At 61.7% G+C, this 10,252-nt stretch carries 4 protein-coding genes; 1 reads left to right on the forward strand and 3 read right to left on the reverse strand.

What is annotated here, in order from left to right; genetic code table 11:
* Position 1: 1 nt before the first annotated feature.
* Both GRI59_RS12915 and GRI59_RS12920 read right to left on the reverse strand, forming a co-directional pair.
* Positions 2-403: a hypothetical protein gene (locus tag GRI59_RS12915; RefSeq protein WP_160761535.1), complete on the reverse strand. Its 402-nt coding sequence runs from the start codon at positions 401-403 to the stop codon at positions 2-4.
* Positions 404-939: 536 nt separating this feature from the next.
* Complete coding sequence (locus tag GRI59_RS12920) at positions 940-1,164, reverse strand: hypothetical protein (protein WP_183363650.1); 225 nt, start codon at positions 1,162-1,164, stop codon at positions 940-942.
* A 50-nt stretch (positions 1,165-1,214) separates the two neighbouring features.
* On the opposite strand from GRI59_RS12920, the gene GRI59_RS12925 reads away from it, so the two are divergent.
* Positions 1,215-9,578, forward strand: coding sequence for a glycoside hydrolase family 94 protein (locus tag GRI59_RS12925; protein WP_202390961.1), 8,364 nt, complete (start codon positions 1,215-1,217; stop codon positions 9,576-9,578).
* Positions 9,579-10,008: 430 nt separating this feature from the next.
* Here the strand turns inward: GRI59_RS12925 and GRI59_RS15850 are convergent.
* A partial coding sequence (locus GRI59_RS15850; protein ID WP_237440796.1) for a hypothetical protein occupies positions 10,009-10,252 on the reverse strand: 244 nt, incomplete at its 5' end.

The following is a 10,252-nucleotide window of genomic DNA, read 5'->3' on the forward strand; positions in this document are numbered from 1 at the left end:
CTCAAACTCTTGATCGCAGCAGGAAGATCTGTGCGCCGTAGTCGGCGATCTGTCCGAGAATGAGTGATGTAAGCACGATGTGAAACAGCTTCATCCCATCTTGCGAGATCATAAACATGCCAAGGCCCACAACTACGCCGGTTGCCAAGACATATGACGAAAAATGTGTGGCTTTTTGGATCACTAACCGTTCGCGTTCGTCGACGGGGCTAGAGGCTTCGCGAGGCGAGATTACGGCAAGCACAACCTGCGCGGCTATCGACACAACAATGGTGCCAAGCACAAAGGGCACAGCGGCAAATGACGGGGGCACACCATCACCAATCACCAGCTTGAGATAAAATCCGCCAATCAGGATAAGTGTGCAGCCCATCACCCAAGCAGAGCGTTCGCGGAATGACATCGATCTCTCCCATGTAGAATATCTTCTACATAGATGACACCATCATGCCTGATGTCAAATATTTTCTACACCCTGTGCTCGGGTGCATCACTCGCCGCACCGTCCGCAACGGGGTCGTCACCTGAACGGCAGGAATTTGCCAGAAGTGCGGCAAAACCACCGTTTGCGGTCCGCGCTTAGCAGTGACGGCTCCCGACCCAGACCCGGTCACTCCCGACAGCGAAGTTGAATGTCTGATTGCGCCAGAAGCCGCCCCTCCGTTTTCGGGATCGCGCTTCGACACGAAGCACTTTGCGGTCCCGGTGGGAAGAAGCGCGTGAGCTCGGTCATGTAAACCTGATCTTGGATAGGGCGCTGATGCCAGAAGGCTGACAAATAGCTTCCGGGACGATTACAGGACGCGGACGATATGAAGGCCGTAACTCTTGCTGGTGGCTAGACGTTACCACCCTGGCTCGGGCATCCGGAAGGTCGATGAGACAATTTCTCAATCGCGTAACCTCGAATATCGGCGCCACAAAGGACGCCGTACATGGTTAAATACAATTCTCCAGCCCCACGCGCACGCGCTTGCCGAAGAACATTATGCGCAGCCCGTCATCCATCACATTCCCGGCTGCTTCTCCGATCGCTTTGCGCTCGGCGTAACCAGGCTGCTGCGCTTCTCCCCAGCCGATAATCCAGCACAGCGCGAGCGTCCGCGCGCGCAGATAGGGCACTGATGGTTTCGTTTGAGCGCTTTTGGGCTTCGCGATCAGCAAAGTCAGCGTTGTGGTGCGACACAACGCCAATCCGCGACGAGATATTTGGGTTGGAGCGTCTCGAGCAGCATGCTGTTACCCTCGCAGAAGCGCAGACGGTAACAGACCGACCTCCGGCCGTATCGGGGCTGCGCGCCCGCCTCGATGACAATGCAGTCGTTCTGCTGGCTGCTTACCGCACAAGCGCCGTCGAACTCGAAAATGATCGTGATGTTGTGCCTGCGGCTGAATGGCTGCTCGACAATTACCATCTCGTCGAAGCGCAGATCCGCGAAATCAGAGAAGATTTGCCTCCCGGCTTTTATCGCCAGCTGCCCAAGCTCGCCGACGGCCCATTCGCGGGCTATCCGCGCGTCTTTGGTCTTGCGTGGGCATTCGTTGCTCATACCGACAGCCACTTCGACCCTGAGACGCTCAAATGCTTCTTGGCGGCGTATCAGCGTGTACAGCCGCTTCAAATTGGAGAGCTTTGGGCGGTCGCGATCACCTTGCGGATCGTGCTGGTCGAAAATCTACGCCGATTAACCGATCGCATTTCAATTGGACTAAACGAGCGCCGAGACGCGGCCTCATTGGCAAGTCGGCTGATTGATGAGGGGGCAGGGCGGACCGCGCTTGATGCAGACATCGCCGCACGGGCGGTGGCGCCCTTGTCCGAGCTGTTCGCTGCCGAGCTTGCAAAGCTTCTGCGCAGTCAGGACCCGCTGACCACGCCCGCCCTGGCTTGGTTGACGGAGCGGTTGGCTACGCAAGGCAGCACGATCGAAGACGTCGTCCAACACAGTCAGCAACGGCTTGGCGCATCGAACGTTTCGGTGCGCAATGTCATCACGAGCATGCGGTTGATCTCCGACATCAATTGGGGAGATCTGTTCGAAAGCGTCTGCCTTGTCGACGCGGCCCTGAACACGGACCCTGGATTTGCGGCAATGGATTTCGCGAGCCGCAATCTTTACCGCGACGCCATCGAGGCGCTTGGGCGTGGTTCGTCGGCATTGGAACTCGAAATCACGGATCGTGCACTTGTGGCGGCACGAAGCGCGGCCGCAGGGCCTGCCGCTGATCCCGGCTTTCATCTGATCGGACAGGGTCGCCGGGCGCTCGAACAAGCGATCGCATTCCGCACGCCGCCGCGCCTCAGACTGGCGCGCATGACTGTTGCGCTCGGGCTCCCCGGCTACGGCGCTGCCATCATCCTGACCACCGCAATGCTGTTGGTTGCAAGCCTATGGATCATTGCGGCACCGCCGACATGGCTGCTGTTGGTCTTCGCGATCGCGGCGGTGTTGCCTGCCAGCGAAGTCGCGACGGCGCTCGTCAACCGCGCTGTCGCATCGGGCGTCGGCGCGGTCATGCTGCCGGGTCTTGAACTTGCCGACGGCATCCCACCCACACTGCGAACGCTGGTGGCGATACCGACGATGTTATCGAGCGAGGCCGATATCCTCGAACAGATCGAGGCGCTCGAAGTCCATCACCTTTCAGGCAGCAGCGGCGACCTTTCGTTTGTGCTGGTGCTCGATGGCGTCGATTCGACCACCGAAGTGCTGGCTGGCGATGCCGAAATGCTGGCCGTCGCGCTCGCCGCAATCGATGCGCTCAACGAGCGTTACGGTGAAGGCCCGGCGGGGCAGCGGTTCTGGCTGCTCCATCGGCGCCGCGTCTTCAGTGCGAGCGAAAACTGCTGGATGGGTTGGGAGCGCAAACGCGGCAAGCTGCATGAAATGAACCGGCTGCTTCGCGGTGCGGATGACACCAGTTTCATCCCGGTTAGCGGGCGTCCGCCGCAACTGCCCGATGATGTGCGTTACGTCATCACGCTTGATGCCGACACCCGGATGCCGCGCGACGCTGCGGTGCGGCTCGTCGGCAAGATGGCGCACCCGCTGAACCAGGCGCAATTTACGGCGGACGGACGGCGGATCACGGGCGGGTATGCGATCTTGCAACCGCGCGTCACGCCCTCGTTGAACCTTGGCAACGACGGTTCGCTCTTTCAGAAGATCTCGTCGGGTCCGGCTGGCCTCGATCCGTATGCTGCCGCGATTTCCGACGTCTATCAGGACCTGTTCGGCGAAGGGTCGTACACGGGCAAGGGCATCTACGACGTCGATGCATACGAAGCTGCGCTGGCTGGCCGTGTGCCCGATGATGCCTTGCTCAGCCATGACCTGTTCGAGGGCGTTTTCGCGCGCGCGGGTCTCGCGTCCGATGTCGAAGTCGTCGAGGATTTCCCATCGCGGTACGACGTTGCGGCCATGCGCCTGCATCGCTGGACCCGCGGCGACTGGCAGCTCGCACCGTGGGTGTTCGATCATCGCAGCGGGCCACAAGCACTCTCGCCGCTCGGGCGCTGGAAGATGGCCGACAATCTGCGTCGATCGCTGCTCGCCCCTGCAACTGTTCTGGCGTTTGCAACCGGACTGTTTCTCACAGATGGGCAAGCCTGCTTGGCGGCAGGACTGCTGTTCGGTTCGATCGCCATCCCGGCGCTGCTGCCCGTGGTGTTTGCACTTGTGCCACGCCATGCCGATATTCGGCTGCGCAATCACCTTGCTGCTCTGGCGGACGATCTGGGGTTGGCAGCGCAGCAGACTGGCTTTGCAACCGTCACGCTTGCCGACCGCGCATGGCGGATGGGCGATGCGGTGATCCGCACAATCTGGCGACTTGCCGTAACGCACCGCCATATGCTCGAATGGACGACGGCAGCACAGGCAGGCCAGCGTCCTCGGCTCGATGTGAAGGACAGCTATCGTGATATGGTCGGCGGGCTTGCGCTGGCCCTCCTCGTCCTGACGGGTGCCGCTTGGCTCACCCCAACGACTGCGCCTCTGGCATTCATGGTCGCGACGCTCTGGCTGGCAGGACCGGCGGTAGCATGGTTTGCCAGTCGGCCGCCACGGGGGCGGGAGCGGGAAGTTCTCGCGGCCGATGATGCCACCAGCTTGCGGCAAACGGCCCGTCGAACGTGGCGATTTTTCGAGACCTTTGTGACGCCGCTCGAAAACGACCTGCCGCCTGACAATTTCCAGGAAACACCGCACCCTGTCATCGCGCATCGGACATCGCCGACAAACATCGGGCTTTACCTGTTGTCCGTTGTCGCCGCGCGCGATTTTGGTTGGTTGGGAACCCTTGACGCCGTTAGCAGGCTCGAAGCGACGCTAGCGACGATGGCGCGCCTGCCGCGACATCGTGGTCATTTCTTCAACTGGTATGAAACACGCGACTTGCGTGTCCTCGAACCTGCCTATGTCTCGTCGGTCGACAGCGGCAACCTTGCCGGCCACCTGATTGCACTCGCCAATGCCTGCGAGATGTGGCGCCAATCGCTGATATCCCCGCATGCCCGCTCGGGCGTTGGCGACGCGCTTGATCTGGCATGCGAGGCGCTTGCCGAAAACCCGCGTTCGCAACGGGCCATGGCGGGACGTTTGAAGGACATTGCCCGGCAGCTTGTCGACGGCGAGCCACTTGCAGTCATTGCCGATGCCGCGACGCAAGCCGCAGCAGATGTCCCAGGCAATGCTGACGATCTATCGTTCTGGTTAGAGGCGGTGGTGGCGACGATCCAAAGTCACAGCCGCGATCCGGCTGCATGCGATGATCCGGCAGCAGCTCTCGAGGCGCGGTTACAGGCGGTAGCAGATGCTGCACGTTCGATGTCGCTGGCAATGGACTTCGGTTTCCTGCTCGATCCTGATCGCAAGCTCATGTCGATCGGCTATTCGCTCACCGCCAATGTTCTTGATGGCAGCTGCTATGATCTGCTGGCCTCGGAAGCGCGATTGGCGAGCTTGTTCGCGATCGCCAAGGGCGATGTGCCGACAGCGCACTGGTTCCACCTCGGACGCGTCGCAACCCCGCTGGGGCGCGCATCGGCACTGATCTCGTGGTCGGGGTCGATGTTCGAATACCTGATGCCATCCTTGGTCATGCGAGCACCCGAAGGCAGCTTGCTTGAACAGACCAACCGTCTGGTGGTCGACCGGCAGCGCAGCTACGCCCTGTCTGTCGGAGTGCCGTGGGGAATTTCCGAATCCGCCTACAATGCCCGCGATTTGGAGCTCACCTACCAATATTCGAATTTCGGCGTGCCCGGACTTGGGCTGAAGCGCGGGCTGTCGGAAAATCTGGTTGTCGCGCCCTACGCGACGGGTTTGGCTGCGATGGTCGATGCCGAAGCGGCTGTGCGCAATTACGAGCACCTGACCAAACTTGGCGCACTGGGCCGTTACGGCTTTTTCGAAGCGCTCGACTTCACCCGCAGCCGGCTGAGCGACGGCGCCACTGTCGCCATCGTTCGCAATGTCATGGCGCACCATCAGGGGATGACGATCGTTGCGATTTTCAATACTTTGCACAGTGGTCGCATGCGGGCCTATTTCCACCGGGAGCCGATGATCCAATCATGCGCGCTGCTTTTGCAGGAGCGCATGCCGCGCGACGTCGCCATTGGGCATCCACGCGCCGAAGAAGTGAACAGCGCCGCAGCCGAGGCGATCTCTCGCAGCCCCGCGGTGCGAACGCCGTCGCCGGTCGATGGCGGCCCACCGGTCACCCATCTTTTGTCCAGCGGCGCTTACGCGATCATGGTGACCGCCACCGGCAGTGGATATAGTCGCTGGCACAACCTTGCGATCACCAGATGGCGAGAGGACGTGACGCGGGACGACTGGGGAAGCTTTGTCGTGCTGCGCGACGTCGCCGGTGGACCCGCATGGAGCGCGACTGCGAAGCCTATGGTCACGCGTGCGGATAGCGATTCGGTTGTCTTCGCCGAACATCATGCGACCTTTGTGCGGCACCATGGATCGATGACGACCACCACCGAAGTGATGGTCGCAGAAGACGGAGCTGGCGAAGTCCGGCGCGTGACCCTCACCAACGCGGGTCGCCGAACGCGGATCATCGAGGCGACGTCGTTTGCGGAGCTGGTCCTGTCGAATGCCACCGCGGACACCGTTCACCCGTCGTTCGCCAAAATGTTCGTCGAGACCGAGTACCTCGCCGAATACGGCGCACTGATTGCGACGCGTCGGCCGCGCGAGCCCCATGAACAGCCCGTTTGGGTTGCGCATCTATGCGTCGTTGAAGGTGATGCGGTCGGCGAGCAAAGTCATGAAACCGACCGTGCGGCTTTCCTGGGCCGTGGGAGAGACCTTGCCAACGCACAAGCGCTGGTCGCCGGTGCCCGTTTGTCGAACTCCGTCGGCACCGTGCTCGATCCTGCATTCGCGCTGCGCCAGCAGGTCCGCGTTGCGCCGGGCAAGCTTGCACGTCTGGCGTTCTGGACGCTCGTCGCGGCGTCGCGTGAAGAGCTTCTGCAGATCATCGAGCGCCATCGCGACCCGAGCGGGTTCGAGCGCACGCAGACGCTCGCCTGGACACAAGCCCAGGTTCAGCTTCGCCACCTTGGGGTTTCACCGAACGAGGCAGGCAACTTCCAGCGGCTCGCCGCGCCTTTGCTCTACAGTGACCCGCGCTTTCGACCTGCAAGCGCCACGATCGAGCGCGGGGCAGGGTCACAGTCGGGGCTTTGGCCGCTGTCGATTTCCGGCGATCGACCGATCATCGTCCTGCGCATCGACGACGTGGAGGATATGGGGCAGGTCCGCAAACTGCTCCGTGCAAATGAATATTGGCGAATGAAGCGCCTCGATGTCGATGTCGTCATAATCAACGAACATGCGGCGTCGTATCTGCAGGACCTTCAGTCCGCGATCGAAACAGCGGTGCGGAGCGATGCTACCGCGCTCGAGCGTCGCGGGACCCTTACCTGCGGGGAGGTACGAGTTCTCCGAGCCGACCTGATGGCAATTGAAAGCCGAGAGCTGTTGTTGGCGGTGGCACGGGTCGTGTTGAGTGCGCGGCGCGGCCCGCTCGACCAGCAGCTCAATCGACTGTTCTCGCTTCCAGTGCAGAAATCCATCCTCTCAAGTTCGCGGTCTGGCGCGCTTGTGCCGTCCGCGTCGGCGCCCGTTCCAAACCTCGAATTCTTTAACGGCATTGGGGGTTTCGATCGGAATGGAACCGAATATGTCACGGTTCTCGAGAACGGAGCATCGACCCCGGCCCCTTGGGTCAATGTCATCGCCAATCCTGAATTTGGCATGCAGGTCTCAGCCGAGGGCAGCGGCTACACTTGGGCACAGAACAGTCGCGAAAACCAGCTGACGTCCTGGTCGAACGATCCTGTGCGCGACCCTCCAGGCGAGGCGATCTACATCCGGGATACCATGAGCGGCGCGGTATTCAGCGCAACCGCGCTACCCGTGCGCGACGCGGGTCGTTATGTTGCGCGCCATGGCTTTGGCTACAGCCGCTTCGAGCACGAGGCCGATGGGATCGCGGTCGATCTGCTGCACTTCGTCCCACTCGCCGATCCGCTGCGAATATCGCGGGTGCGGCTGACCAATCGTTCGGATCGCGCCAGGCAGCTCTCGGTCACGACTTATGCCGAATGGGTGCTTGGCACCGCCCGCGGTATGACGGCGCCGTTCATCATCACCGCGCATGACGCCCAAAGCGGTGCGCTGACTGCCCGCAATCCTTGGAACGCAGGCTTCGCTGACCGCCTCGCGTTTGCCTGTATCTCCGCGCGCGAGATCAGCTGGACGGGGGACCGGACCGAGTTCTTGGGCCGCAACGGCGCGATGGCGGCACCGGCCGCCCTCATGAGCGCCGCTCCGTTGTCGGGACGCACTGGTGCTGGCCTTGATCCGTGCGCGGCGCTGCAGTGCGTGATCGATCTAGCGCCGGGCGAAAGCGTGGATGTGGTCATCTTGCTGGGACAGACCAGCTCGCTCGAAGCGGCGCGCGAGTTGGTTGTGCGCTACGGTGCCGCCGATATCGATGCCGAGCTCGCCAGGGTGACGGAACATTGGTCGGAAGTGCTCGGGACGGTTCAGGTGCGCACACCCGACCGCGCGATGGATATCATGCTGAATGGCTGGCTGCTTTATCAGACTATCGCCTGTCGGATCTGGGCGCGTGCCGGATTTTACCAGGCCAGCGGTGCCTATGGGTTTCGCGACCAGCTGCAGGACGGCATGGCACTGTCGCTGGCGAAGCCCGAAGAAACGCGACGACATCTTCTGCGCGCAGCCGGTCGGCAATTTCCCGAAGGTGATGTTCAGCATTGGTGGCTTCCTCATACGGGACAAGGCGTGCGCACGCGCATCTCGGACGATCGTATCTGGCTGGCGTTTGCAACCGCGAACTATGTCACGACCAGCGGCGACGACACCGTCCTTGATGAAGTCCTACCGTTTCTGGACGGGCCGCTGCTTGTTCAGGGCGAAGCTGACAGCTTTTTTCAACCGTTGGTGAACGACGAGACCGCGACGCTGTTCGAACACTGTGCGCGTGGTCTTGATCAGTGCCTCGAGCTGACGGGCGCGCTCGGCTTACCGCTCATCGGCAGTGGCGACTGGAATGATGGCATGAACCGCGTGGGAGCGGATGGGCGCGGTGAGAGCGTCTGGCTCGGGTGGCTGTTGATCCGCACGGTGGCGATGTTCGCCCCGTTGGCCGACAGCCGCGAACCCGATCGTGCCCGGCGTTGGAGGGCCCATGCCGAAAGCGTGCGCGCGGCGATCGAAGCGACGGCCTGGGACGGCGAATGGTATCGCCGTGCCACTTTTGACGATGGTGCCTGGCTTGGCACATCAACCGGCAGCGAGTGCCAAATCGATTCGATCGCTCAGAGCTGGGCGGTTCTTTCCGGAGCTGCCGAGCCGCTGCGGGCACGCCAGGCAATGGCGTCGTTCGAAGCAAAGCTGGTACGTCACGATCCGGGCCTCGCGCTGCTCTTCACGCCTCCATTCGGCATCGCCGAGCACGATCCAGGCTATATCAAAGGCTATCCACCGGGGCTGCGCGAGAACGGTGGTCAATATAGTCACGCTGCTATGTGGGCGATCCTTGCCTATGCGGAGCTTGACGACGGCGATTGCGCCGCCAACCTGTTCGCGCTGCTCAACCCGATCAATCACGCACTGACCGAGGCCGACGCAGGCCGTTACCGGGTCGAGCCCTATGTTGTCGCTGCCGACGTCTATTCGGTTGCGCCGCATGAAGGGCGCGGCGGATGGACGTGGTACACTGGCGCTGCCGGTTGGATGTACCGTGCCGGAGTGGAGGGCATCCTCGGCATCCGGCGCGCTGGCAAGAGCGTTACCTTGGCTCCGGTTTTGCCTGATAGCTGGCCCGGTTTCTCCGCGACGATTTCGGTCGGCGCAACGCGCTGCTTAATCACGGTGACGCGCGGGCCGAACGCTCTCGCCAGCCTCGACGGCCTTTCGATTAACACAGTGAGTTTCCCGCTCGACGGCCAGAGCCACAAGCTCGATCTGCAGATCGAAACGGATGCGGCTGACATGGCGTTGAACCGCACCCCGGCGAGCTAAGCCATCGCTGCGGTCACTGGCCGACGCGGCGCATACTCGTCGCTGCCTCCGCGCCAACCTTGGCCAGGTGCGTGCGGCGGCCTGTTTCGGCGTATCCGACCGGCTTTCGCCTTCGCCGGAAACGAGCTTCCAAACGCTTGGCGCAGGACAGATTTCCCAAGGTGTCCCTTTATGCAGACCCACGAAATGCATGAATATCAGCTATTGTCAGAAGTTGACCTTTGGCAATCCGACTAGGAATGACTGTTTTGTCCCAAGAACTTCCGGCAGCTGTCGACCCAGACCCGGTCATTCCCAATCAGAGCAACAAGCGCCTGCTTCCGCCGAAAGCCGCCAGGCGGCTTTCAGGTTCGAGCACCGCCCCCCTTGATGACTGCAACTGGGTGGAATGCGGAAGTCTTCTTCACCCGGCATGGCCAGACTATTCTGCTTAAATGGCCTTTAGGAACGCCGGAACTTCTTGCTCTTGCATCATAGCTTCACCGCGCAGCAGCCAGACCTCCTTCCAGTCGAGCCCATGTTCGCTGCATTCCCTTTCGACCAGCGTCGCGTCAGTCTGGGCAAGCGCGATGAAGTTGATCAACTGGGTGAACAGGATTGACCGGCCCCCACTGAGTGGTCCGTGTTGATTGTTAGTGCAAGATTGCCTCCTGCGCCATGGCTGGCCGCAGGTG

This window comes from Erythrobacter ramosus, assembly GCF_009828055.1.
GTDB lineage: Bacteria > Pseudomonadota > Alphaproteobacteria > Sphingomonadales > Sphingomonadaceae > Erythrobacter > Erythrobacter ramosus.